Source organism: Nonlabens sp. (assembly GCF_051251825.1).
In the GTDB taxonomy this organism is placed as follows: domain Bacteria; phylum Bacteroidota; class Bacteroidia; order Flavobacteriales; family Flavobacteriaceae; genus Nonlabens.
This window is the reverse complement of the sequence record NZ_JBPOGG010000002.1, coordinates 483,012-509,166: the sequence shown is the minus strand read 5'-3', so window position 1 is coordinate 509,166 and position 26,155 is coordinate 483,012. Positions and strand designations below refer to the sequence as shown.

Here is a 26,155-nt window from a genome sequence, read left to right as displayed (position 1 = left end):
AAGGTGATTACGCAACTCATTTTTGTTTATAATGCTAACTCGGGAGCGATCAACTCCTTACTGGATAGCGCACATAAAATAGTAAGCCCAGCGACTTATGATTGTAAGTTATGTGAGTTGACTTATGGTGTTTTTAAAGAAAATGAAGAATGGTCACGCTTTCGCGAAAGCATATCTCAACATCATCCAGATTTACAACTAGAGTTTCTTCATAAAGACGAGTTCAATAAAAAATACTGGTCCAAGTGGTTGCCTAAATACGAGTTCCCGATTGTGCTGAGTATGAGTGATGCGGTACAGGATTATAATGATGGTTTTGGCACAAATTCTGGTCTGGATATTTTTATGAGTACCACCGATATGAATTCGATAGAAACAATCGAAGAGTTGATGGGAAAGATTGAAAAAAGGTTAAATAATTAGAAGGTAACATTTCTTAACGGCAGATTAAAGTCTTCCTTTAAGAAATAGTTCAAGAAAATATAGTCATGAAAAAAGACATCATTATACCAGAAGTTAAGGACGTTCACATAGCCATAATGAAAGAATGGAATGAAGATTTCTCATCAAACGATTGGAATATTTATCTTATTAATAATGGGAAAGAGGCTATTGAGTCTGTTATGGTTATGAGTAGAGGAAAACACAATGATGGACGCAAGACGACTACCTTTAGACAGGCATTTCCAGTAGTTGCTGCAAAAAGTGCCATTAAAGTAGAACTTATCATGGAAGAGGTTTTCTCTTTTACAAATGAGTTCATCCTTACATACTTTTTAGGTTCTAAGCTATATGATAAAACCTATACAGCATTACCGCACAGCATTAAAGTTGATCACTTTACTGATGTTCCAGTCATGGGTGAAAAAGGTGTGTTGTTGAAGTAGGTTTTTAAAACGCATTTCAACGAGCGCGCGACGCGGTAATCTGGTGTTTTAACGATATTACTACAGACAAGCACAACCGAATAGGTCAACACCATGATACCAAATAAATCTAGGAGTCTTACCTTCTTCCATGTATACTAGTCCTCTTGCAGGCTCATTCAATCTTTCTTGTGATGTTAAATCATCGGTAGAAAAGAAATATAGATTATCAAACCCTTCAAGTCTTCCAAAGGATTTCATTCTTTCTAAACTAATAGGACAATCCATACAATTCTCTTTAGGTAGATAATTTTGGAATTTTTTATCAACCTCGGGAAATGAATTAAATTCAATTTTTATCGATAAGGTAGCGGCTATAAGAATTGGGTCTTTAGTCTGTTTATTAGTTTTAGTATTAAAAACGTAATAGATAAGATCATCACAGGCCTCAGTTAGGTAAGCCATATGAGACAATTCAGATGTATAAGAATATGAGCTAGTATGAACAGATAGTTCTATTGGTTCATTTGGACTTAAGGAATTTAGAACATTAGGGTAATTAGTTATCTTTCCGTACTCTAAATTTTCTCCTGAAAAATCTTTTGAATCTACTAAAAATTGAACATCTGGTGTGTTTCTAATTGAACCAGAATTACCATAAATACCACCTATATCTACTACTGCTGGACTAATTCCGTTAATATCAAATACACCCATTAATGGTCCTTGAATTAGAATATTATTCTCGTTTCTAGGAAGAAAGCTTAGTAATCGTTCGTTTTGATCAAATGGTTTGACATCTCTATCAGGATTCCATATCTCACGTTCAGTTATCTTTGATATAATACTATCGTTAGGAAATAGATATTGCCATTTTTCAATACAATCATTTGGTTTCTCAGGCTTAAAATCTTGATTTGATTGAATTATGGATGCTTCTCCAACAATAACCTGAGGACTCCAAGATTTAGAAACTAAACCTACACCTATCAATACTATGAGTGGAAACAGGTACTTTGCTATTTTCCATTTAGAAACTGCCATTACCCTACAAACCGCTCATCCGTCTCCATCGTTTCACCGCAAATATCACAAGTACGCAGTTCTTCACTAGCATAGTATTCTCTAAAACGTGGTTGGAAATCTTTTTCTACATCGTCGAGCTTGAAATAAGTCTCGTGCAATTTGTTATTGCAGTTATCACAAAACCAAAGCAGTCCATCTACATCATCTTTGCTCGTGCGTTTACGCTCGATTACTAACCCTATGGAATTATCAAAACGTACCGGAGAATGTGGTACTTTCCCTGGATGTAAATACATATCTCCAGGTCCTAACTTCATGGTCTTCTTCACGCCATCTTCTTGAATATGAACCTCAATATTACCTTCAAGCTGGTAAAAAAGCTCTTCGGTCTCGTTATAATGGTAGTCTTTACGAGCATTAGGTCCAGCAACAACCATAACGATATAATCGCCAGCATCTTTATATAAATTTCTATTTCCTACGGGCGGTTTTAAAGAATCTCGATTTTCTTCGATCCACTTGTTGAGGTTGAACGGTTTTGCAATTGCCATGTTGAATGAGTTTAAAAGATAAAGTTAGGGTTTTATAACAAGCTTTACAATGAGACTAAGGCTACTTTCAACAAATTCTTAACTACAACGGTATTCTCTTTTTAAGTAACTTGTAACTCAAATTCTACCTCATGAAAAAACTACTTTTTTTAATAGCAGCTATTGCCATAACAGCTTGTCAAGAAACTTCTCAAAACGCTCCAGATAATGAGACTCCTCAAACGCAAGAGCAAACGAGCGAATTTGCTATAGTGATTCACGGTGGCGCTGGAACTATTAAAAAGGAGAACATGACTCCAGAGTTGGAAAAGCAATACAATGAAAAACTTACCGAGGCTATAAAAGCTGGCCACACCATTCTTAAAAATGGCGGTGACGCGATGGACGCTGTTGAGGCGAGCATTCGCATTATGGAAGATTCGCCACTGTTCAATTCTGGAAAAGGAGCTGTTTTTACGCATGATGGAGTGAACTCACTCGACGCTAGTTTTATGGATGGTAAAACGCTCAATGCTGGTGCTGTTGCTGGAATCACTACGGTTAAAAACCCTATTTCACTAGCTCGTAAAGTCATGACAGACTCAGAGCATGTGTTATTGAGTGGTGCTGGTGGAGACGCTTTCGCGAAAGCGTTACAAGATTCAAACATAGAGATCGTCCCTAACTCTTATTTCTATACCGAGAATAGATTCCAATCGTTACAACGTGTCTTAAAAAGAGAAGCCGAAAAAGAAGCGCAAAACGATAAAAAAGTAGCCCAATTAGAACTAGAAGATCCATTTATCAAGGATTCTAAATATGGAACCGTAGGTTGTGTAGCGCTAGATAAAAATGGCAATATCGCTGCCGGAACCAGCACTGGCGGAATGACCAACAAAAAATACGGCCGTATAGGCGATTCACCTATTATAGGTAGCGGAACTTACGCAAATAATGCTACCTGTGGTGTTTCTAGTACGGGACATGGTGAGTATTTTATACGCGCACAAGTCGCTTATGACATTAGCGCGATGATGGAATATAAAGGCATGACTTTACAAGAGGCTACTGACGCTGTAATCCAGAAAAAGCTCGTCAATTTAGGCGGTACTGGTGGAGTAGTAGCATTAGACCATTTAGGAAATGTTTCTATGGAATTCAATACCGCAGGAATGTATCGTGCGACTATGAATGATAAAGATGAATTGGTTGTTGGGATGTATAAGGATTAGTCTGGAGTCGTTTAGTCCGCAGTCCTTAGTTTGTCATTCCGTTGTAGAGCGGAATCGGTAAATACAGCATTCTAATTAGTTTGAAGACTGAATTTCCGCACTTGATGCGGAAACTGCATATGCCACCAAAATGCCGTTCAATCATTACCTTCGTAAAATAATAAAATCCATTTATGAAAATCATATCCTATAACGTCAACGGCATACGTGCGGCGATGAAAAAAGACTTTATCACGTGGCTCAAAGCAGCAAATCCAGATGTGTTATGCTTACAAGAAATAAAAGCTACCGAAGACCAAGTAGATACCGATGCTTTTAAAGAAGCTGGATATGAATATCAATATTATTACAGCGCTCAAAAGAAAGGATATAGTGGTGTTGCCATTATTTCTAAGACGAAACCAGACCACGTAGAATATGGAACTGGAATAGAGTCCATGGATTTTGAAGGAAGAAATCTGCGAGTAGATTTTGGCGACGTTTCTATTATGAGTATGTATTTACCTAGCGGAACAAACGATGATCGTTTGAGCTTCAAATTTGAATACATGGAGCAGTTTCTGGAATATTCTAAAGAGCTGCGCAAAGAACGCCCTAACTTGATTGTCTGTGGTGATTATAACATTTGTCACAAAGCGATTGATATCCATAACCCCAAAGGACTTAAAAACACCTCAGGATTCTTGCCAGAAGAACGCGAGTGGATGGATCGATTGGTTGCCAGTGGTTTTGTAGATACGTTTAGAATGTTCAACGATGAACCAGACCAGTACAGCTGGTGGAGTTACCGTGGCGGTTCTCGTGCAAGAAATAAAGGATGGCGACTCGATTACCACATGGCAAATGACACCATGAAAGATCGCGTAAAAAGAGCTTTGATTTTACAGAGTGCCGTGCATAGCGATCATTGTCCGGTTGTGGTGGAGATTGATTAGAGGTATATATAAAACATAAAAACGACCTCTTTCTCAAGAGGCCGTTTCTCAAACATCAAAACAGGCTTGTGCAATCGCACAAGCCTGTTTTGCTAGTTAAGATTACTAATTAACACGAGTATTAACATGACTAAATAAAAAAGGAATAAAGGAGAGCATAAAATTAATCCAACAATTACGATTCCATTTTTTGCGCTCTTTTTTTTATTAAGAATATACAATGATATTGTAAAGCCTATAATTGTAGAGCCAACTTGAATAATCATAACTGGCAACCGTATAGAATCGGTTATAATACTTTTAGTTTTCACGACGCCATATATTGCAATATCAATTATACCTATAAATACTATACTAACTGATAAAAGTCCCAACAAGACCAGATAACCTCTTTTTTTAATAAACCATTCCATGATTAAGCCTTCTCTTGATCATCAATAAATTTAACATCTCTCGTGTTTTTTTGCACTGCAATTGCGGCAAATAAACTAAGGGCAAAGGACATACCGTAGAATCCTTTCTCGCTCAAAAGTAAGTCTGCGTTCCATAGTCCTATGACTAGCAATACCAGTGAGGCTATGGTCACAAACCACGAGATACCATAATAAATGTCTGTCACTGCGACGCCTTCTTGTTTATCTCGCACCGCTTTTTGAACTGATATCACCGAGAATAAGCCAAATAATAGGATGACAAAATAGTAGCCTTTCTCGTTGAGCAACATGTCTGCATTCCATAGTCCTATACAATAAGACACCATACCTATGAGTAAGGCACTCCATGATGCGGCTATAAATGCTGGAGTAGGTTTACCGTTGAATGCTTCTTTCTCTTTCTTTTCTGTTTTTACGTTTACTGGGTTGAATGTTTGATTTTCCATTTTGTTTTGTTTTGATTGTTTGATGGGACAAATCTGCGACGCATATCAAGTTTACTAAACTCCATTTCAAACTATTTCTTACGATTAAAAAAAGATAAATTAATCATATATACTTTATTTAAAGTAATTTAGGCATATAATAAACGATGATATGAAAGAGCTTATTGCTATCATAAGTAGTATGAATGGAGAAGAAAGGCTGGCTTTTCACGCTTTCGCGAAAGCAAAAAACAGACGCTCAGATGTCAAGAACATCACTCTTTTCCATCTACTAGAAAAAGGAGTTACTACTGGACTAGCTGAAAAGATTTATGGTAAGGAGAATCATAACGCGCTCTATGCATTAACTAAAAGATTGCGCGATAGCTTGATAGATTTCACAACATCACACAGCCTGGAAACCGAAAGTGATGAAGAAATGCAAATTTTAAAAAGTTTACTCGCATCTCGAATTTTCTTTGAAAAAGGACTTTATAAATTAGGTTTTAAAACTTTGAAAAAAGCACTTCAAAAAGCTCAATACCTAGAACTCTATGCGTTATTGAACGAGATTTATCACACCTTACTCCAATATGCTCATAAAGATGAATCCATTGAGTTGCCCTTAATCATTCAAGACTATCAAGAGAATTTAAAAAACCATCTTGCCGAAGCTCATTTAATAACAGCATATGCCTCTATAAAAGCAGATTTACAACACACAAGTCAAGATGTGGAAGAAGTAATAGCTAGACATTTAAAAGTTAATGATATAAAGTTAGATTCGAGTTTTGGCTACAAGTCTTTATACACATTAATGACCATCGCCGCAGATGCTGCTGGAATCAAAACCGATTATTATAGTGCTAGCCATTTTATGGAAGAGGCTTATCGCATAGTAAGTGCCAAAAAAGACCTTGCTAGTCGTCATCTTTATTATCATATCGCCATCTTAAATTTAATGAGCATGACTCATTTTAGAAACAAGGACTTTAAAAAAGCGTCAGTATTTCTTGATATTATGAAGGCTCAACTAGAGCAGGAAAAAGGAAAGCATAAAAAAACCTTTGAAGAATCTTATATAAAACTACGTTCCTTAGTTGCTATTTATACAGGGAAATTAAATGATGGAATAACACAATTAGATCATATTAAAAACCCATCTCCCGAAAGTCAACTAGCTGCTATAATGGCTCATTTTCAAAAAGAAGATTATTTAAAGTGCAGTTCTATCATGCGCGACCTTTCTCACAGCAATGACTTTTATGAAAAACGAGCTGGCTTCATTTGGGTAATAAAACGTAATATCATAGAAATCCTCATCCTCATAGAACGCAATCAGCCAGATCTAGTGGAATCTAGAATGCGCAGTTTCAATAAAAAATATAAGAAGCGATTGCTCGATAAAAATGAGATAAGAGTACTGGCCTATCTTAAGTTACTACGTAAATATTATGATGCGCCTCATGAGGTCACTACTGAGGCCTTTTTTAATACCGTAGAAAAATCATTTAACTGGATAGGAGTAGAACGAGAAGATATTTTTGTGATGACTTTTTATGCATGGCTTAAAGCCAAAATGCAGTCCAGACCGCTTTATGAAATAACACTTGAGTTGACAGCCATGTAATTATTGTTTCTCCACCACACTTTGATGCATAAATCCACCCAAACCACTTGCAGTTCTTACATGGTACCAGTTACCTGAATTCCCTATAATAGTTACAGGTTCAGTTTTTAAATCTTGAATAATAGCACTACTGCTGGATGGTTCTTTGCGTAGGTTTGCTGCAAAACCGCTGGCTTTGGCTTCTTTAATTAAAGGTAACTGCGGTGTGTTTTCTGGAGCTTGAGTTTGCCATATAAAAGGTTTAGGATCTACCGCTTTTCCGTTTTTATAAATTCCAAAATGCACATGTGGAGGCGTGTTTTTAGCATTACCGGTATTTCCTATATAGCCTAGAGTGTCTCCAGACCATACCATATCGCCTTCACTCACAATCCATTCATCGAGGTGTGCATAATAATGTAAATAGCCAGTGTCATAATCCTTCACCCAAACTTGTTTTCCACCTAGTCCTCGATTCCTTATACTGGAAACGGTTCCATAAGTGATGGCAACTACTGGATGTCTTTTGGGCGCAAAAATATCATTTCCCTCATGGCTGCGACTTCCGCCACCTCTAGAAGCACCCCAAAAACTCTGTATTGCAGCATTTCCTTTTCCGGCTACTGGAAAATCATAGCGTGGTGCGGTAAAGACTTTAAAATTTGTCGTGGATTCAGTTTCTAACTTTGCTTGAAGAACAATACGTACTTTCATATCCTTTTCTGGAATGAATCGAAGAACTTGCTTATCGTTTTCTAGCTTAGAATCTTCAAGAAGTTTTTTATTTAAATCATATACTTCGAGAATCCATGAATCAGTGGCATCAACTTGAGCAATAAGAGTTTCACCAAATTGAAGCTCTATTATATATCCAGCCGTAAAAGGAGTTTGCCTAGATGTCAGGACTTTTTCAGCTATGGAGCTTGTTACTATAGCTTTATCATTACTTGCAATGGTAAAAAGATTATTCCAGCGCTCTAGTTTCTTTGGAAATTCAACAAAGCTGCGCTCATAAATGGTGCGTTGCGATGGTCTTAAAATGAAATCAAAAAATGCTGGATGAACTATATATGTAATAGTCATGACCGCAAGCAACAATAAAATGCTTAGCGTTATCCAGTATTTCTTTAAAAACTGCAAATTATAAGGATAACAAACCGTCTATCACAGTAGTTAAACCAGTGTTACTAGGTCTCATGGCAGCATCATCAATCATGCGGCCATCTTTTCCATATAACATATAACGTGGAATGTTGCTCACATTGCGCAGTTGATAGAGTTTTCCTTTAGGATAATTAAGAGCTAGATAAGTTTCGTCTTTTAATTCTTCTTGCTTATTAGCTTTTTGCCATAGTTCTGTATCTCGGTCCACAGATATATAGATAAAAACGATGTCTGCATCTTTATATTTTTCTTTAAGGATTCTAGAAGAAGGCATTTCAGCACGGCATGGTCTGCACCAGCTCGCCCAGAAATCTACATAAACTAGTTTACCTTTATATTGCTCTAGAATGGTTTCTAGGTTGGTATAATTTCCCGACGGATCTTCTAAATGAATTAGGTCATTATTAGAAAGATCAATTTCCACAGCTGCTGGTTCATTCTTGCAAGAAATCAAGCAGAATAACACAGGTATTAATAAAGTCCATTTCATAATCATATATTCTTTAAGAGAATAAATATTTTACTAATTCTTCAATTTTTGAGAAGGTTTGCACATCAGTTCCTACATCATTAAACTTCTGTTTTGCAGGCGCAATAAACACTTTTTCAAAGCCTAATTTTGCGGCTTCATTCACACGTTGTTCCATACGTGAAACTGGTCTTATCTCGCCACCTAACCCTACCTCTGCACTAAAACAGTGTTGCGAGGAAAGCTCAATATCAAAGTTTGAGGAAAGAATAGCGGCTACTACAGCAAGATCAATTGCTGGATCATCTACCGTTATTCCACCAGTGATATTGAGGAAAACATCTTTTTGACCTAGTTTAAATCCGGCTCTTTTTTCCAGCACGGCCAGAATCATATTGAGACGTTTTAAGTTATAGCCTGTCGCACTGCGCTGTGGTGTTCCATAAACTGCCGTACTTACCAGCGCTTGAACCTCTATCATTAATTGTCGCATTCCTTCCATGGTCGCTGCAATTGCGGTACCACTTAAACTAGTGCCACGCTGGGAAATTAATATTTCACTAGGATTAATAACTTCACGCAATCCATGACCTAACATTTCATAAATTCCTATCTCATGCGTACTACCGAAACGGTTTTTCAACGCACGTAAAATTCTATACGTGTGATTGCGATCGCCTTCAAATTGTAGCACCGTATCCACCATGTGTTCTAGAATCTTTGGTCCAGCGATGTTTCCATCTTTGGTTATATGACCTATTAAAAGCACAGGCGTATTGGTTTCCTTTGCAAATTTTATGAGCTCGCTGGTACATTCCCTAATTTGAGAAACACTACCAGCGGTACTCTCTATAATTTCAGTTTGTAATGTTTGAATAGAATCTATAATGAGCACCTCGGGTTCCATCTCTGTAATTTGACGGAATATATTCTGAGTTTTAGTCTCTGTGAGTATGTAACAATTGGTCGCATGTTGCTTAATACGATCAGCGCGCATTTTAATTTGTTGCGCACTTTCTTCACCACTTACATAGAGTGTTTTGAAGGGTAAATTGAGACAAACTTGTAATAAAAGAGTAGATTTTCCTATTCCAGGTTCACCACCTAAAAGAGTTACAGAACCAGGAACAAGTCCACCACCTAGAACTCTGTTAAACTCTGCATTTGTAGTGTCTAATCTAGGTGTTTCAGTTACATCTATTTGAGAAATGAGTTGTGGTTGAGGTACACGCTTTCGCGAAAGCGTATCACCAGCAGCACTATCCCAAGAAGGTTTTTTTTCTTTTTGAACGACCTCTTCAACGAGTGTATTCCATTCTTTACAAGTCGTACATTGTCCTTGCCAGCGTGCGTGTTGTGCACCACAATTCTGGCAGAACCAAGTGGTTTTAACTTTGGCCATTTATTTTTTCTCCTGTAGCATTTCTACTTTATCTAGCACATCATCTTTAGTAATTCCCACAGCTGGATCTAGTGCATATGCTGCGTTATACGCTCTAAGAGCTCTAGCTGGCCTACCTATTCCTTCATAGCCTATTCCTTCTATAAAAGGACCGTAAAGCTTTTCTGGATATTCTCTTGAAGCAAGTCCTGCTACATCTATAAGTTCATCATATTTCTTGTTATCAATGAGATACTCTGCAACAGTAACAATATCTACTAATCGCACACGCATGTCGATGCCGTAGACTTCTTTTATAAATTTATATTTTTCCAGCAATTTTTCAAGCGCTGTGGCAGCATCTTTATCTTTAATTTCTTTTCCTGTAGCAGCCATGTCTGAGGCCACAGCAGTATTTACAAGCGCATCTTCATCTATGAGTTTATATTCTTCAAAGATGTAATTTAATCCACGTGGTATAGCATGAGCTCCTAAGCCATACTTGTCCACGCCTTCAATTTTGTCATACTTGAGGTGTATGTTTTTACGACCTTTTAATAAAGAATCGACTGACTTTGTAAACATATCATCGGTAAGACTTGCTTTTTCTGGTGTTGCGACATAGTAATATTTATATCCTTCCAATTGGGATATTTTATTAGTAAGATTCTCAGTTATAAGATTTGAGTAGTCAGGATCTATATTCAGGTAAGCTTCAAAGGGAACTTTTTTACGCATTAAAAAATAGGTAGCAAGATTTGCTGTGATATCCTTACCTACAATTACCGTAAATGGTGCGATGCGATATTCATCTTTCATAGTTGCTACTACTTCCATAATAAAATCCATGAACTCTGCACTTTGAGGCATAGGTAAACCGCTTTCTCGGTCTATAGAGGTCTCATCATAACGGCTTTTGCGCTGATTGATTCCTAGTACAAAGCTTTCTGGAATTTGATCCCAGTAGGATAAGTAATCCACATTTCCAGCAACTGGCTCAAAGAGGTAATCACCATCTAGTACTATTATTAAAGGATAAGTTTTTTCAGGGTTCTCAACATAGTTACGTGGTTTAAGCACTTTTATGTTGCGTTCTGTTCCTAGTACATCACTAGGGTAAGCTCTATAAAGTGCCTGAGCAAACATAGTGTTACAGGTAAATAGGAATATGATTAACGTGATAATGTGTTTCATTTCAAAAAATTTGGGAACGGAATTTACAATTATTTAGCCGAAAGACTATTTTTAATAGCTAGCATTAAAAACGAAACTAGACCATATACAAGAACTAACGCTGTTTGGGATGTCCATAGTATCCATCCTAGAGATGTTCCTAAGGTTTCTGCAACTCCAAAAAGGATTAACACTTGTGCGATAAAATATGGGTATGCACCAAAACCTCCATTTGTAAATGCGACAGCAAAACTACCAGCTACAAAGGCGCTCAAAATACCACTTACTGGAATTAAATTAGTTCCTGGGAGCGCAAATATGCTCACATAAAACATGAGTAAATACATGCTCCATATGAATATGGTGTGAGCTAGATAGAGCCATTTTTGCTCCATGGTCCATATGGTTTGAAAACCGTCTTTTAAACCTGAAATGAAGTTCTTAATTTTTTTAAATGGTTTGAAGAATTTAAGCAACAGCAGCAGTAGGATGATAGCAACACCTATGATTATAGCATAAAGAGTAATTGTTGAGGTGTCCGCTTTCGCGAAAGCGGAATTCAAACGTTCCACAAAGAAATCAATAATCAAGTCTCCCGAAATGAGTAACGCGGTAGCTGTAATAAAAAGTAAAATAATAAAATCTAGAACTCGCTCAGCAATGATGGTTCCTATGGCTTTATCAACGGGAATGTTATCTATACGGTTTACAACTACGGCACGAGCTACTTCACCACTACGAGGAATTAACAAATTCATAGCATATCCAGCTCCTATGGCGAGCACATTAGTAATATAAGTAGGTTTGTGCCCTATGGCTTTAAGCATATAGTTCCAGCGCCAGGCACGTGAAAGATGACTTAATAAGGCTAAAATCACTCCTAGCACAATCCAACTATAATCTGCATCTATAAGATAAGATTTTATCTCGTCGAGTTGTTCATCAGTAAATTGCGATAGAGAATAATATATTAAAAATGCACCTAGACCTAATGGTAGGATGATTTTTAAGGCTTTAAAGAGTGCTTTTTTCAAGCTATTTATGATAAGGTGTTGTCCTCTTCATTAGGGAAAAGTAGTGTAGGCTTGAATGCTTTTGCCTCTTCCATAGTCATTTGAGCATAACATATAAGGATAAGCACGTCTCCTGGTGATACTTTTCTTGCTGCAGCACCATTTAAAGTAATCTCTCCACTGCCGCGTGGTCCTGGAATAGCATAGGTTTCTAAACGGTTACCGTTATTATTATTAACGATTTGAACCTTTTCACCTTCTACAATGTTTGCACCATCCATTAAATCTTCATCAATGGTGATACTACCTATATAATTAAGGTCTGCACCGGTTACTTTAACACGGTGGATTTTTGATTTTACTACGGTAATTAACATGAGGCAAAGATACGATTTGTAACTATTTAATGAACTTATTTATGATAAACGCATGTTATCTATTAAACGTACACCTTCTAAATGTGCGACAATGAAGCCGCGATAGGTGTGTTTTTTAAATTTACGTTTTACTGGAACTAGAGTTTCTTCACTGGCAATAGTGAAATATTCTAGTTTCATGTCTGGTTGTTGTTGAAACAACTTCTGTACCATTTCTGTGGTTGATGGAATGCTGTGGGATTGGAAATGAATTTTTGCTTTTTGAAGTGTATTATAAATAAAGGCTGCGTCTTTTCTTGCTTGTTTACTTAATCGCTCGTTACGTGAACTCATGGCTAGACCATGAGGTTCTCTTTTAATAGAACATCCTACGATTTTAATAGGTAAATTTAATTTTTCCACGAGCTTCTTTACAATTTGAAGTTGCTGGAAATCTTTTTCACCAAAATAAGCATGGTCAGGACGCACTTTATCAAATAGAAATTCTAGAATAGTTCCTACTCCATCAAAATGGCCAGGTCGATTTGCTCCTTCCATCACGTGTTCTAAACCGTCGTAAAAGTATCGTTTAGAAACAGCCTGTTTCCCATAAACATCTTCAATACTAGGTGTATAAATAACGACTTGTGTCTTGCCAAATTGTTTATAGATGAGTTCAATATCTTTATCTACAGTGCGAGGATATTTTTTTAAATCACCAGCATTGTCAAATTGTGTAGGATTGACAAATATGGAAACAACGAGTACGTCATTATCTTTTTTGGCTTGTTCCATTAAGGATATATGTCCTAGGTGTAGAGCGCCCATGGTAGGTACAAAACCTATTTTGAGAGACTCTTTTTTGAGTTTCTCGATTTGGGTGGATAAAGTTTTATGGGTTTTAAATACCATGAGGATATTGATTTTGCTAGTGTTACAAACATAAGCTTAAAGAAGTAAAGTGCAAGAAATTGTGTATTTTTGCAACTTGCTAAAAGTTAGGCAACAATAAAACAATTTATGAAGGAAAAAAGAGTCTTGTACGTATCCTCAGAAGTTATCCCTTATTTACCAGAAACTGAAGCATCATCGATGTCCTATTTTAGTCCTAAAATGGTGAATGATCGTGGTGGTCAGATCAGAATATTTACACCGCGTTTTGGAAACATTAATGAGCGTAGACACCAGTTACACGAAGTGATTCGTCTAAGCGGTATGAATCTGATTATTAATGATCTAGACATGCCTTTGATTATAAAAGTAGCTTCTATTCCTAAAGAAAGAATGCAAGTTTATTTTATAGATAATGAGGATTATTTTAAACGTAAAGCTACCCTTACTGATGAGGATGGTAATATGTTTGAAGATAATGATGAGCGTGCGATCTTTTTTGCAAAAGGTGTTATTGAAACAGTGAAAAAATTAAACTGGGCTCCAGATATTATTCATGTTCATGGATGGCTTGCTGGTCTACTTCCGTTATACATTAAAAACTACTATGGTAACGATCCTTTATTTGAAGATAGTAAAATAGTTACCTCAGTATATAATCAATCCTTTGAAGGAACGTTAGATACTGAAATGATAGATAAACTTAGGTTTGACGCATTAGATGATGAGTCTGTGGCAGAGTTTGAAGAGCCTAACTACATCAATTTGATGAAGAATGCCGTTAGATTTAGTGACGCTGTAATCAAAGGTAGTGAGGATCTTGACCCAGAATTGAATACATATATCGATTCACTCGATAAACCTACATTAGATTTTCAATCTCACGAGGAATTTGCAGATGCTTATGAGGGATTCTATCTTAATGATATTTTAAATGAAAAAGAAGAAGATGAAAATGAGTAAATTGAAGCGTGCGATATGGAACGCTTCTATTGTTACAGGTTTAATGCTAGGTTTTGTAGCCTGTGACGACGAGTTAAACACCATAGGTAGTGATATACTAGGTGCAGATCAATTAAACGATCGTATTAAAAAGCAAGAGTTTGATGTGGTTGCTTTTAATGAGTTACTAGGACCTATTCAAACTAATAATTTTAGTTCCATGTTATTGGGGTCTTATGATGATCCTATTTATGGAAGAACAGACTATAGTTTTGTGACGCAGGTAAGTATACCTACATCAAGTCCGTCATTTGGAATAAACCCAGTACTCGATAGTGTTGTGATGAATGTTCCTTATTATACATCACTATTAGAGATTGATGGTGATGACCGTACTTATGAGATTGATTCACTTTATGGTTCAAATAGATTTCACCTTCAAGTTTATGAGAATAATTACTTTTTAAGTGATATTGATCCTCTTAATATAGAAGAGGCTGCAGTCTATTATTCTGATTTAGGAGCCACTATAGATGCTCAAAAAGGTAATTTGCTTTATGAGAACACTTCTTTCATACCGGATCCTTTAGAGATTATTCTTGAGGAAGAAAATGAGGCAGGTGAAACGGTAGAAACTGAGCGATTAACACCTAGATTAAGAGTTGTTTTAGGAAAAACAGCTGCTGCTAATGCTACCGCAGAACAACTGGCTCAATTGACCTATTGGGAAAATACTATCCTTAATCAAGCAGGAACTTCTAACTTACAAAGTAACAGCAATTTTCAAGACTACTTTAGAGGTCTTTACTTTAAAGTAAATAGCATTTTAGCAGATGGTAGTTTAGTCCATGTAGATATTAGTGGAGCGACAATTGATTTGTATTTAAAAATCAACATTCAAGATATTAATGATATTGATGATGATGGAGATGTTGATGAATTCAATGTAGTTGATAGTAAGTTTACACTTCAATTTGGAGCTAATAGAGTAAACTTAATTGATAGTAGTTTGATAAATCAATCTGTTATTGCAGACATTCAAGCTGCAAATGATGATGTAAACGGAGAAGAACGACTCTACCTTAAAGGTGGTGAAGGTTCCATGGTATTAATCGACTTATTCGGTCCAGATTTAGACATGAATGGCGAGGCAGATGCTTTAACTCAAGTTATAGAAAACGAGTGGTTGATTAATGAAGCCTCTCTAACTTTTTATGTCGATCGATCAGCTGTAACAGAAGGAGACGCAGATCCTGAACGTATCATCTTATATAATTTTGATGATAATGCAATCTTAGCAGATTTTTCACTAAACCCAAGTGGTGAGGCGCTTAACTCAAACATTGCTCATTTAGGTCGCTTATCTAGGGTTGATACTGATGATGAAAGTTCTTCAAAAGAAATTTATAAAATTAGAATCACTGAACATGTCAATAACATTATAAATGGTGATATTGAGAATGTCAGACTTGCGCTGGCAGTAACGCAAAATGTGAACCTTATTTCTAATGGTGCAATAAAGAATCCTAATGTGGCAGATAAAGTTCTCACTGGAGCTGCCATTTCTCATGAAGGAACTATTATTTATGGGAACATAGTAAGTGATCCTGCAGATCAAGACAAGCGCTTGAAATTGGATATTTACTACACTGAAACAAATCAATAACTAAACAATTATGTGCGGAATCGTAGGTTACATAGGGCATCGTGACGCTTATCCTATAGTGTTAAATGGTCTCAAAAGATTAGAATATAGAGGTTATGATAGTGCTGGAATAGCAATATATGATGGTAAAGACCTTAAGTTTTCAAAAACTAAAGGTAAAGTCGCTGATCTCGAAGCAAAACTTGAAAAAGATATATCTACCACAGGAACTATTGCTATAGGTCACACTAGATGGGCAACTCATGGAGTTCCTAATGATGTGAACTCGCACCCACATTTTTCAAATAGTGGAGATTTAGTAATCATCCATAATGGGATTATAGAAAACTATCAACCTCTTAAACAAGAGTTGCAGAATAGAGGATTTACTTTTCAATCAGACACTGACACAGAGGTGTTAGTTAATCTAATCGAAGATGTAAAAAATAAAGAAAAGGTAAAACTAGGTAAAGCTGTTCAAATTGCTTTGAATCAAACAATCGGAGCATATGCTATTGCAGTTTTTGATCGCAGAAAGCCTAATGAAATTGTAGTTGCGCGTTTAGGTTCACCTCTAGCAATAGGAGTAGGAGAGAACGAATTTTTCATTGCGAGTGATGCGTCACCTTTCATAGAATTTACAAAAGAAGCCATCTATCTTGAAGATGGAGAAATGGCTGTAGTGCGCACGCACAAAGACATGAAAATCCGTAAAATACATGATGATTCTCTAGTTGATCCTTATGTACAGGAACTACAAATGAATCTTGAGCAAATTGAAAAAGGTGGTTATGATCACTTTATGCTTAAAGAGATTTATGAGCAACCTCAAGCTATTAGAGATACCTTTAGAGGTAGAATGCTAGTTGATCAAGGCCTTATAAAAATGGCCGGAATTGATGATCATATCGATAAATTTTTAAATGCTAGACGTATTATCATTGTGGCATGTGGAACATCATGGCATGCTGGTCTTGTAGCTGAGTATATATTTGAAGACCTTGCTAGAATCCCAGTTGAGGTAGAATATGCGTCTGAATTTAGATATAGAAATCCTGTCATTGATAAGGATGACGTTCTTATTGCTATTTCTCAAAGTGGAGAAACTGCAGATACTATGGCTGCGATTAAAATGGCCAAAGAAAAAGGAGCCTTCGTATTCGGTGTATGTAATGTAGTAGGAAGTTCTATATCTCGTGAAACTCATGCTGGAGCTTATACTCATGCAGGTCCAGAGATAGGTGTAGCTTCTACAAAAGCATTTACAACCCAGATCACAGTTCTTACACTTATTGCTTTACAACTTGCAAAGAAAAAAGGGAAGATTTCAACAAGTGATTTCCATAGATATCTACAAGAACTAGAAAATATTCCAGATAAGGTTGCTGAGGCTTTAAAGTCTAATGATCACATCGAGAAGATTGCAGCTATTTACAAAGATGCACCTAACTGTCTTTATCTAGGTCGCGGATTTAATTTCCCAGTAGCACTTGAAGGAGCATTGAAGCTTAAAGAAATCAGTTATATCCATGCTGAAGGTTATCCAGCTGCAGAGATGAAACATGGTCCCATTGCTTTAATTGATGAACAAATGCCAGTCGTGGTTATCGCAACTCGCAAAGGTCATTATGAAAAAGTAGTAAGTAATATTCAAGAAATTAAATCACGTAGTGGTAAGATTATTGGTATTGTTACTGAAGGTGATGTGGATGTGCGAGAGCTTGCAGATCACGTTATAGAGGTACCTCACACCATCGAGTTTATGACACCTTTATTGACTACCATTCCTTTGCAGTTATTGTCTTATCATATAGCTGTAATGTTAGGAAAAAATGTAGATCAGCCGCGTAACTTGGCAAAATCAGTTACGGTTGAGTAACAATTAGATAACTATTATAATATCCAGAACCACTTGAGAAATCAGGTGGTTTTTTTATACGCTTTCGCGAAAGCAAATAGCAACAATTTATAGTGCAAAAACATTAATATTTTACACCATAAAAAAATTGAAAAATCTGATGTTGATATAATTAGGAAAGCAGTATCTTTGCGCCACTGAAAAAAGGCTTTTTAAAGCCGTATCTTTTTAAGTTTAAAAATAGTATACAATGTCTCAAATTACAGGTAGCGTTTCACAAATCATCGGTCCGGTGGTTGACGTAACATTTGATAGTGCACAAGGCGCACTTCCTAAAATTTATGATTCTCTTGAAGTAGAGCTTAAGGGTAACCTTCTAGTATTAGAGGTTCAATCTCACATAGGTGAGAGCACCGTAAGAACGATTTCAATGGATTCAACAGATGGTCTTTCTCGCGGTACAGCAGTAAGATCTACAGGGAACCCTATAAAAATGCCTATTGGAGATGACGTTTACGGTCGTCTATTTAACGTGATTGGTGACCCGATTGACGGTTTAGGAAGTCTTCCTAAAACTGGAGATGACGGGATGTCTATTCACAGATCTGCACCAGCATTTGAGGATTTATCTACATCTACTGAGGTGCTTTTCACAGGAATTAAAGTAATCGACCTTATTGAGCCTTATGCAAAAGGTGGTAAGATTGGACTATTTGGTGGAGCTGGAGTAGGTAAAACAGTATTGATTCAAGAATTGATTAATAACATTGCAAAAGGTCACGGTGGACTTTCAGTATTTGCTGGAGTAGGTGAGCGCACACGTGAAGGAAATGACCTTCTACGTGAGATGTTAGAATCAGGAATTATAAAATATGGAGATGCATTTATGCACTCTATGGAAGAAGGTGGATGGGATCTACAACAAGTAGATAAGGAAATCATGAAGGAGTCAAAAGCGACATTCGTTTTTGGTCAAATGAATGAGCCACCAGGAGCACGTGCACGTGTAGCACTTTCAGGATTAACTATTGCTGAGTATTTCCGTGATGGAGCTGGAGATGGACAAGGGAAAGATGTACTTTTCTTCGTTGATAACATTTTCCGTTTTACTCAAGCAGGTTCTGAGGTGTCAGCACTTCTAGGTCGTATGCCATCTGCGGTAGGATATCAACCTACACTTGCAACTGAAATGGGAGCGATGCAAGAACGTATTACTTCTACAAAGAAAGGATCTATTACATCTGTACAAGCAGTTTACGTTCCTGCAGATGATTTAACTGATCCAGCACCAGCAACTACGTTTGCTCACCTTGATGCAACAACAGTACTTTCACGTAAAATTGCAGAGCTTGGTATTTACCCAGCGGTAGATCCTCTAGATTCTACATCTCGTATTCTTACGGCTGAGATTCTAGGTAAAGATCACTATGAGTGTGCACAAAATGTAAAAGAGCTTTTACAGCGTTATAAAGAACTTCAAGATATTATTGCCATTCTAGGTATGGAAGAATTATCTGAAGAAGATAAACTAGCTGTAGGTCGTGCTCGTCGTGTACAACGTTTCTTATCTCAACCATTCCACGTAGCAGAGCAGTTTACTGGTCTTAAAGGTGTACTAGTTGATATTAAAGACACGATTAAAGGTTTTAACATGATTATGAATGGTGAGTTAGATCACCTTCCAGAAAGTGCCTTTAACCTTAAAGGAACTATTGAAGACGCAATCGAGGCAGGAGAAAAAATGCTTGCTGAAGCATAAATTAGTAAACAGTAACAGTCTCAGTTGTAAAAATACTGAGACTGTATTACTGAGACTGTAATACTGAATTAAGATGATTTTAGAAATAGTTACACCAGAGCACACACTTTTTAGTGGTACTGTAGAATCAGTTTCTGTACCAGGTGTCAATGGACAATTCCAAATGCTGGATAATCACGCACCAGTGGTCTCATTACTGGGTAAAGGAGCTGTAAAGATTTTTGGTAAAGTAGAATTAGATGAATCTGTTGCAAGTTTATTTACAACAGGTGATGGAACTACAGATTTTGCTATTACCGGTGGTGTAATAGAATTAAAAGATAATAAGGTTATCGTATTAGCTGACTAATACCTGAAAACTTCAAGACATAAAAAAAGCCTCGATTCAATTGAATCGAGGCTTTTTTTTGGAGTTGTTTGTGAATCTACTTTAATAATTCCTTCATAGTTGCAGCATGTGATCCAGCTACTAGATCAATAGCTTTCTTACCATCTATTTCAATAGAAGTATCTGCTCCAGCTTGTACAAGTGCACGCACTAAATGTGGTTGTTGCATTTCTACAGCAGTCATTAAAAGTGTTTTATTTCCACAAGTATTGTTAAGGTTGATTTTCTTATCATTTATTAAAAACTCAAGAACATCTGCGCTATCCATTTGAATAGCAAGATGAGCTACAGATGATGTAGATCTTCCCACTTCATAACAGGTATCTTTATTACTGTCACTTACTAAAGTGCTGATAGCGGTAGTATCATCGTTCTTAAGAGCAATGGTAAGCTCTTTACTAAGTTGTTGAGCGCTAGCTAGAGTTCCTAGACATAATGCTACTATAAATATTGCTTTTTTCATCGTGTTGTTTATTAATACGTTGCTAATATAAGATTATCTTTTGAAATCTACGAAATCAATCAGCACGATACTCAAGAATATCACCAGGTTGACAATCTAGAACCTCACAAATCGCTTCAAGAGTTGAGAAACGGACTGCTTTGGCCTTACCAGTTTTAAGAATGGATAAATTTGTAGAAAAGATGAGTCAAAAACCTAGAATGAAAGTTTTACGACATATTCACTAAAGAAGTCTGCAGTTAACAGGCAGTCAATAACCGATTACTCCTTACTTTTGCCACATGCTACCCGATAAACTCTTACGCAAACTAGGTATGCGCCACTTCTCAGGAAGTATGCGTGAGCTCAAGGCGCATGAGAATTTAATAGACTTTGCATCAAACGACTATCTAGGATTTGCAAAAATGCCCGTAGAGCACGCTCCAGACAGTAAAAATGGAGCTACAGGTTCTCGATTATTATCAGGACACAGCAAGGGTTTTGAACAACTAGAAGAACGTATCGCAACATTCCATAAAGCAGAAAATGCGCTCATCTTCAACTCTGGTTATGATGCAAATCTGGGATTAATAAGCAGTGTTGCCGTGCGTGGCGATTTGATTCTATATGATGAACTAGTTCATGCCAGTATAAGAGATGGAATCCAACTCTCTATGGCGCGCTCGTTGAAGTACCGCCATAATGATATGGAGCATTTAAAAATACTGCTTGAGAAGTTTGGCGATGGGATCGAGCAAGAAGTATATGTCATTACAGAATCGGTTTTTTCCATGGATGGAGATCAAGCACCGTTGCATCAACTAGTGCGGCTAACTCTAGATATTGAAAACGCACATCTTATTGTAGATGAGGCACATGCGCTAGGCGTGATAGGAGAACATGGTGAAGGTTTAGTACATCATCTAGGACTAGAAAATGAAGTTTTTGCTCGAGTGGTTACCTATGGAAAAGCTATGGGATGTCATGGTGCGGCAGTTTTGGGTAGTTTTGATTTGACTCAATACCTCATTAATTTTTGCCGTCCATTTATATACACTACGGCATTGCCTCCACATGCTTTGGCATTGATAAATACTGGTTATGGACGCCTAGAAAATGGTCATGAAAACATAGAGAAATTGCAGGATGTGATTCACAAATTTAATAGACTTGTGGTGCAGAGTGGATTGCGATTACGCTTTCGCGAAAGCGAGACCGCCATACAAGTGTGCATCATACCAGGTAATCAAAAGGTAAAAGACACTGCGACTCAATTACAACGCAAAGGTTATGATGTAAGGGCTATTTTATCACCGACTGTTCCTGAAGGTCAAGAACGATTGCGATTGTGTTTGCACAGTTATAATAATCTAGAGGATTGCGAGCAAGTACTTCAAATTATTGCTAAATCACTGAAAAACAAATGAGTAAATTCAGAACCATAGCGGTTTTTCCATATCCTGCACAAGCCGCAGTGATTAAATCCAAGCTTGAAAGTGAAAATATTGCCGTGTTTCTGAGAGATGAATTTACCATCGCGACAGATCCATTTGCGACCAATGCGATAGGCGGCGTAAAAATGGATGTCTATAAGGAAGATTATATAAAGGCGATAGGCCTTGTGGAACAGTCTAATCCCGAAATTACTCAAAGCATTACAGATCTAGTCGTGTGTCCCAACTGTAAAAAAAGACAAGTGCGAGAGCAGAGCGATGTGCTCACTGCGACTACATTTGCAGAACGATTAAAAGCAGTGTTCTTGAGTATTTTCCCGTTTTCAAGTGACAAACATTACAAATGCATGAACTGCTCACATAAATTTGACTTGAATGAATAGTTATTTCATCACAGGAATAAGTACTGATGTAGGTAAAACACTAGTCGCTGCAGCGGTTACTCAAGCTTTAAAAGCAGATTATTGGAAACCTATACAAAGCGGCGGCATAGAACATTCTGACCGTATGGAAGTGCAGCGACTCATTCATAATGATAAAACTGTATTTCATAAAGAAAGTTATTTTCTAGAAACGCCCATGAGTCCGCATGAGGCAGCTGCGATTGATGGAATTACTATAGATATAGAAGAGATAAAAAGACCTCAAACAGAAGATCATCTTGTCATAGAAGGCGCCGGCGGACTATTAGTTCCTTTAAATAATACACATACTATTATAGATTTAATAGAACCTACTGATAAAGTAATTTTAGTGAGCTCGGGTTATCTAGGAAGTATTAATCACACCTTATTAAGTATTGAAGTATTAAAGGCGCGTGGTTTAAATTGCGCTGGTATTATTTACAATCAGGTAGAACTGGCTGGAACCATTGAAATTATTGAAAAAATGACTGGAGTTCCTACTATTGCTCATTTATCACATATAGAATCGCTAGACGCTACTGCTATTCTTAAAGTAGCAGACTCGATAAGAGAAAAATTATTGGATTTATGACCTTAAAAGAAATTCAAGAACTCGATGCAAAACATATATGGCATCCTTTAACACAGCATAAAACGGCAAGTAATCCACTGGTGATTAAAAAAGCACAAGGTAATTACCTCTATGATATGGAGGATAAGCCTTATTTTGACGCTATTTCAAGTTGGTACACCTGCAGTTATGGCCATGCAAATCCAGTTCTTACTCAAGCTTTAAAAAAACAAGTTGACGAATTACATCACGTAGTTTTTGCAGGAATGACACATGAACCGGCGGCAGGACTTGCGAAGAAACTGATTGGTATCTTACCAGAGAATCAGGAGAAATTATTCTTTTCAGAGAATGGATCTACCAGTGTAGAGATTGCCTTAAAAATGGCATTTCAGTACCATTTTAATCGTGGTGAGAAACGTAATGTAGTTATTGCGCTAGAGAATGGATTCCATGGTGATACTTTTGGAGCGATGAGTGCTAGTGGTTTATCTGTATATAACGGTCCTTTTGAAGATTTCTTTATAGATGTAAAACGCATTCCAGTTCCAACAGAAGAAAATTTAAGTATCGTTTTACAACTGATTGAAGAGTTAACAAGCCAGTATAAAGTAGCCTCTTTTATATATGAACCACTAGTTCAAGGAGCAGCTGCTATGCAAATGCATGAACCAGAACATCTCTGTCAATTGCTTAGAAAATGTAAAGAAAAAGGAGTTCTCACAATTGCAGACGAGGTAATGACCGGTTTTGGTAAAACAGGAAAGAATTTTGCAAGCGATTATATGGGTAACAAACCAGATATCATGTGTTTATCTAAGGCGCTTACTGCCGGAATCATGCCTATGGCGATTACCACTTGCACGCAAGATGTTTATGATGCTTTTTATGATGACGAGTTAGCACGTGGATTTTTCCACGGTCATACCTATTCAGGGAATCCGCTGGGATGTGCGGTGGCTGCGGCTGGTATTGATCTATTGACCTCTAGCGCGATTCAAGAGAATATTCAGTACATAACTAAATCTCATCAACAACATATAGAAGTTTATCAATCGCATAAGGCTGTGGCACAAGTGCGTTCTTTTGGTGTTATTCTAGCCATAGATCTAGCCATTGAAATGGAACGTTATGGAAGTAAACGCAATGAAATCTTTCAATGGTTTATGAAAAACGGAATATTTCTGAGACCACTCGGTAAGACTGTTTATATAGTTCCACCATTTACCACGACACCTCAAGAACTAGAGTTACTTTATAAGGCTTTACTGGTTTTTCTAGATGAACTCTAGATTCTATTCTGCCAAATAAAAAACCCCTGTGAAAATTAATTCACAGGGATTTTTGCACGTTTAAGTTTCTAAAAAGTAGCTTATACTATTTATTAATTCTTAACGAATCTTTTAGTCACATTACCTTGATCAGAACTTATGCTCATAAGGTATAATCCAGATGATAAATTTGTTACATCTAGTTGTGTACTTAGTTTATCATCTACGTTTGTGTTCATTACTTCTCTTCCATTCATATCAGTGATTGAAAGATTTTTGATCGTGTGATTATCACTATTAATCGTAATGATATCGTTTGCAGGATTTGGATAAATTCTAAAAGTATTTGCAGCAATATCATCAACTGTTGCTGTAGTGTCTATAGTAAAATTGTCCAGTGCCCAGAAAACACTTCCTGCAGGATTTGCCGCAATTGCATTCTGAACTCCAAAATAGTAAACACCAGCACTAGGTGCTGTGTAGCTATGATTGTTTATTTGAAATGCTGTATTATTAAAACTTACTCCACTGGCGATAGAAGTAGTCTGTGCTGCTGAGTTTTGAGCGGTTCCTACAGTTAAATTGTAGGCTGCATCAGTAGTGGAACCTGTTTGAATAGCTCCTGTGTAAAATGAAATGTTCACCGTTTGGTTTGCAGCAAGATTAACTCCACTAGAAATGATCCAGTCATTTGCTTGAGCTGTTGTTACTCCAGCACCTACACGAGCAGAGTATGCACCATCTTGAACACTAGGATCTCCTGCACCAAAATTTACAGACTGCCAAAAATTACCTACGGTACCAGATGGATCTCTTTCAAATCTCCAACCGTAATAAGAAAATTCATCATTTTCAAAGCTAGTATTATAAGGAAGGTTACTAGGTTCAAAAAGAGAAGTAAATGTAAAAGGTCCATTCCAGTTACTCACATTTCCTGCACAAACAGTTCTTACGTAATAGTCATAAACAGAATTAGGAGTTAAACCAGTTAGTGTATATGGAGAAGAAACAGTTGGGCCAGTAAGTAAAGTTCCAGCGGTTGCTTGATCAAACCCTTGAGGACCGTATTCTAGTTCTATTCCTGTTCCTCCATTAGGAGTCCAAGTTAAATCTGCCGTATTTGCGGTAGGATTAGTAAATCCTAAATTAGTAGGTCTTGCACAAGCTACAGGAAGTCCTAATCTCACTTGTGGGCGAAAGTTAGAGCCTGAAAGCGTAGTAGGTGGAGCCGTAGATCCAGATGCAGATAACGCACTAAAAACTCCTTGAGCACCGCCGACAGGTGAATTGTTACAGTATGAGACATTTGGTGTACCAGCTACTGGATTTGATAAATTTTGATAATCAAATGCTACAAATAGATTTCCACCTGTGTAATTAAAAGTATTCCCGTTGCTGAATTCGATATTATAGTCTCCTACGGCTGCAGGAATGGTAGTTGTAGCGTCACTAGCAAGTGTCATTCCAGTAATAATGGTTGCCCAGTTTGTGCCTTTATTGTTAGTCGTAGCTGTTGTGTTTTGCAAGTATATTTTAATGTTCCCAGTAGTAGTGATATCCTGACCTGTCTCATAGGAAAAGCCTAAACCGCTGATTTGATCTCCTGATACAAATCCTCCAGCAGTCATTTCTGCATCTGTGACGATAAAAACAGTTCTGGTTATGGCTCTTAATCCTTGAGGAGCTCTACCATTTTGTGAAGTACTTCCACCAGTAATTACAGAGTTAAATTGACTTTGAGCAATCACATCTGTGCCCAATAATAAAATCGATAGTAAGAAAAGGTACTTACCTAGTTGAGTAATTTGTTTCATAATAGTCATTTTAGTTAGATTAGTTTAAAGATATTTAAATTTTTAGTACACCAACTATTAATATTATTATAAATTATTGGTCTTCATTTATTTAGAATTAATA

27 protein-coding genes are annotated in these 26,155 nt (G+C 36.9%); 14 read left to right on the top strand and 13 right to left on the bottom strand.

The annotated features are described in order from the left end of the window. The first annotated feature begins 3 nt into the window (after positions 1 to 3). Positions 4 to 423 carry a GTPase gene (locus ACSHWW_RS04635; protein ID WP_435681244.1) on the top strand — a complete coding sequence of 140 codons (420 nt, stop codon included), beginning with the start codon at positions 4 to 6 and terminating at the stop codon, positions 421 to 423. Between the two features lie 65 nt (positions 424 to 488). Beyond that, positions 489 to 887 (top strand): hypothetical protein, encoded by a 399-nt coding sequence (locus ACSHWW_RS04630; protein ID WP_435681243.1) that lies wholly within the window; start codon positions 489 to 491, stop codon positions 885 to 887. Between the two features lie 60 nt (positions 888 to 947). Here ACSHWW_RS04630 and ACSHWW_RS04625 read toward each other — a convergent pair whose 3' ends face one another. Beyond that, entirely contained in the window at positions 948 to 1,910 is a 963-nt protein-coding gene (locus ACSHWW_RS04625; RefSeq protein ID WP_435681242.1) for a hypothetical protein, read from the bottom strand. Beyond that, on the bottom strand, positions 1,910 to 2,443 hold the full coding sequence (locus ACSHWW_RS04620) for a 3-hydroxyanthranilate 3,4-dioxygenase (RefSeq protein WP_435681241.1): 534 nt from the start codon (positions 2,441 to 2,443) through the stop codon (positions 1,910 to 1,912). Before ACSHWW_RS04620 ends, ACSHWW_RS04625 begins: the two co-directional genes overlap by 1 nt. A gap of 131 nt (positions 2,444 to 2,574) precedes the next feature. Here ACSHWW_RS04620 and ACSHWW_RS04615 point away from each other — a divergent pair, with 131 nt between their 5' ends. Next, complete coding sequence (locus tag ACSHWW_RS04615; protein WP_435681240.1) at positions 2,575 to 3,654, top strand: isoaspartyl peptidase/L-asparaginase family protein; 1,080 nt, start codon at positions 2,575 to 2,577, stop codon at positions 3,652 to 3,654. A 173-nt stretch (positions 3,655 to 3,827) separates the two neighbouring features. Beyond that, on the top strand, positions 3,828 to 4,589 hold the full coding sequence (locus tag ACSHWW_RS04610) for an exodeoxyribonuclease III (RefSeq protein ID WP_435681239.1): 762 nt from the start codon (positions 3,828 to 3,830) through the stop codon (positions 4,587 to 4,589). 415 nt (positions 4,590 to 5,004) lie between these two features. On the opposite strand, the gene yiaA is transcribed toward ACSHWW_RS04610, so the two are convergent. Continuing rightward, entirely contained in the window at positions 5,005 to 5,469 is a 465-nt protein-coding gene (gene yiaA / locus ACSHWW_RS04605; protein ID WP_435681238.1) for an inner membrane protein YiaA, read from the bottom strand. Between the two features lie 151 nt (positions 5,470 to 5,620). On the opposite strand from yiaA, the gene ACSHWW_RS04600 reads away from it, so the two are divergent. Further along, a complete protein-coding gene (locus tag ACSHWW_RS04600) occupies positions 5,621 to 7,078 on the top strand; it encodes a hypothetical protein (RefSeq protein WP_435681237.1) in 1,458 nt (485 codons plus the stop codon). Here the strand turns inward: ACSHWW_RS04600 and ACSHWW_RS04595 are convergent, their stop codons facing one another. The 7 genes from ACSHWW_RS04595 to panC are packed head-to-tail and all read right to left on the bottom strand — an operon-like array spanning position 7,079 to position 13,525. Then, complete coding sequence (locus ACSHWW_RS04595; protein ID WP_435681236.1) at positions 7,079 to 8,140, bottom strand: peptidoglycan DD-metalloendopeptidase family protein; 1,062 nt, start codon at positions 8,138 to 8,140, stop codon at positions 7,079 to 7,081. Positions 8,141 to 8,198: 58 nt separating this feature from the next. After that, a complete protein-coding gene (locus ACSHWW_RS04590) occupies positions 8,199 to 8,711 on the bottom strand; it encodes a TlpA family protein disulfide reductase (RefSeq protein WP_435681235.1) in 513 nt (170 codons plus the stop codon). Positions 8,712 to 8,724: 13 nt separating this feature from the next. Further along, on the bottom strand, positions 8,725 to 10,092 hold the full coding sequence (radA, locus tag ACSHWW_RS04585; RefSeq protein WP_435681234.1) for a DNA repair protein RadA: 1,368 nt from the start codon (positions 10,090 to 10,092) through the stop codon (positions 8,725 to 8,727). Beyond that, on the bottom strand, positions 10,093 to 11,265 hold the full coding sequence (locus ACSHWW_RS04580; RefSeq protein ID WP_435681233.1) for an alpha/beta hydrolase: 1,173 nt from the start codon (positions 11,263 to 11,265) through the stop codon (positions 10,093 to 10,095). Positions 11,266 to 11,294: 29 nt separating this feature from the next. Further along, positions 11,295 to 12,278, bottom strand: coding sequence for a lysylphosphatidylglycerol synthase transmembrane domain-containing protein (locus ACSHWW_RS04575; protein WP_435681232.1), 984 nt, complete (start codon positions 12,276 to 12,278; stop codon positions 11,295 to 11,297). Positions 12,279 to 12,283: 5 nt separating this feature from the next. Beyond that, positions 12,284 to 12,634: an aspartate 1-decarboxylase gene (gene panD / locus ACSHWW_RS04570; RefSeq protein ID WP_435681231.1), complete on the bottom strand. Its 351-nt coding sequence runs from the start codon at positions 12,632 to 12,634 to the stop codon at positions 12,284 to 12,286. A gap of 39 nt (positions 12,635 to 12,673) precedes the next feature. Then, entirely contained in the window at positions 12,674 to 13,525 is an 852-nt protein-coding gene (gene panC / locus ACSHWW_RS04565; RefSeq protein WP_435681230.1) for a pantoate--beta-alanine ligase, read from the bottom strand. Positions 13,526 to 13,633: 108 nt separating this feature from the next. Here panC and ACSHWW_RS04560 point away from each other — a divergent pair, with 108 nt between their 5' ends. The 5 genes from ACSHWW_RS04560 (at position 13,634) to ACSHWW_RS04540 (ending at position 20,057) form a co-directional block, all read left to right on the top strand. Further along, on the top strand, positions 13,634 to 14,467 hold the full coding sequence (locus ACSHWW_RS04560; protein ID WP_435681229.1) for a glycogen/starch synthase: 834 nt from the start codon (positions 13,634 to 13,636) through the stop codon (positions 14,465 to 14,467). Beyond that, positions 14,439 to 16,112 (top strand): DUF4270 domain-containing protein, encoded by a 1,674-nt coding sequence (locus ACSHWW_RS04555; RefSeq protein ID WP_435681228.1) that lies wholly within the window; start codon positions 14,439 to 14,441, stop codon positions 16,110 to 16,112. The genes ACSHWW_RS04560 and ACSHWW_RS04555 overlap by 29 nt, the downstream gene beginning before the upstream one ends. Before the next feature lie 10 nt (positions 16,113 to 16,122). After that, entirely contained in the window at positions 16,123 to 17,970 is a 1,848-nt protein-coding gene (gene glmS, locus ACSHWW_RS04550; RefSeq protein ID WP_435681227.1) for a glutamine--fructose-6-phosphate transaminase (isomerizing), read from the top strand. Between the two features lie 229 nt (positions 17,971 to 18,199). Then, a complete protein-coding gene (atpD, locus tag ACSHWW_RS04545) occupies positions 18,200 to 19,708 on the top strand; it encodes a F0F1 ATP synthase subunit beta (protein WP_435681226.1) in 1,509 nt (502 codons plus the stop codon). A gap of 73 nt (positions 19,709 to 19,781) precedes the next feature. Further along, positions 19,782 to 20,057 (top strand): F0F1 ATP synthase subunit epsilon, encoded by a 276-nt coding sequence (locus tag ACSHWW_RS04540; RefSeq protein WP_435681225.1) that lies wholly within the window; start codon positions 19,782 to 19,784, stop codon positions 20,055 to 20,057. Positions 20,058 to 20,133: 76 nt separating this feature from the next. Here the strand turns inward: ACSHWW_RS04540 and ACSHWW_RS04535 are convergent, their stop codons facing one another. Both ACSHWW_RS04535 and ACSHWW_RS04530 read right to left on the bottom strand, forming a co-directional pair. Continuing rightward, entirely contained in the window at positions 20,134 to 20,559 is a 426-nt protein-coding gene (locus tag ACSHWW_RS04535; protein WP_435681224.1) for an ankyrin repeat domain-containing protein, read from the bottom strand. 55 nt (positions 20,560 to 20,614) lie between these two features. Next, positions 20,615 to 20,743, bottom strand: coding sequence for a helix-turn-helix domain-containing protein (locus ACSHWW_RS04530; RefSeq protein WP_435681324.1), 129 nt, complete (start codon positions 20,741 to 20,743; stop codon positions 20,615 to 20,617). Positions 20,744 to 20,840: 97 nt separating this feature from the next. On the opposite strand from ACSHWW_RS04530, the gene ACSHWW_RS04525 reads away from it, so the two are divergent. The 4 genes from ACSHWW_RS04525 to bioA are packed head-to-tail and all read left to right on the top strand — an operon-like array spanning position 20,841 to position 24,259. Next, on the top strand, positions 20,841 to 21,965 hold the full coding sequence (locus ACSHWW_RS04525; RefSeq protein ID WP_435681223.1) for an aminotransferase class I/II-fold pyridoxal phosphate-dependent enzyme: 1,125 nt from the start codon (positions 20,841 to 20,843) through the stop codon (positions 21,963 to 21,965). Next, a complete protein-coding gene (locus ACSHWW_RS04520; RefSeq protein WP_435681222.1) occupies positions 21,962 to 22,375 on the top strand; it encodes a hypothetical protein in 414 nt (137 codons plus the stop codon). Before ACSHWW_RS04525 ends, ACSHWW_RS04520 begins: the two co-directional genes overlap by 4 nt. Beyond that, positions 22,368 to 22,988, top strand: a complete 621-nt coding sequence (gene bioD / locus ACSHWW_RS04515; protein ID WP_435681221.1) for a dethiobiotin synthase — start codon at positions 22,368 to 22,370, stop codon at positions 22,986 to 22,988. Before ACSHWW_RS04520 ends, bioD begins: the two co-directional genes overlap by 8 nt. Continuing rightward, the gene (bioA, locus tag ACSHWW_RS04510) at positions 22,985 to 24,259 is read left to right on the top strand and encodes an adenosylmethionine--8-amino-7-oxononanoate transaminase (protein ID WP_435681220.1); all 1,275 of its coding nucleotides are present in this window, start codon (positions 22,985 to 22,987) and stop codon (positions 24,257 to 24,259) included. The genes bioD and bioA overlap by 4 nt, the downstream gene beginning before the upstream one ends. 92 nt (positions 24,260 to 24,351) lie before the next feature. Here bioA and ACSHWW_RS04505 read toward each other — a convergent pair whose 3' ends face one another. Beyond that, a complete protein-coding gene (locus ACSHWW_RS04505; RefSeq protein ID WP_435681219.1) occupies positions 24,352 to 26,052 on the bottom strand; it encodes a T9SS type A sorting domain-containing protein in 1,701 nt (566 codons plus the stop codon). Between the last annotated feature and the right edge of the window lie 103 nt (positions 26,053 to 26,155).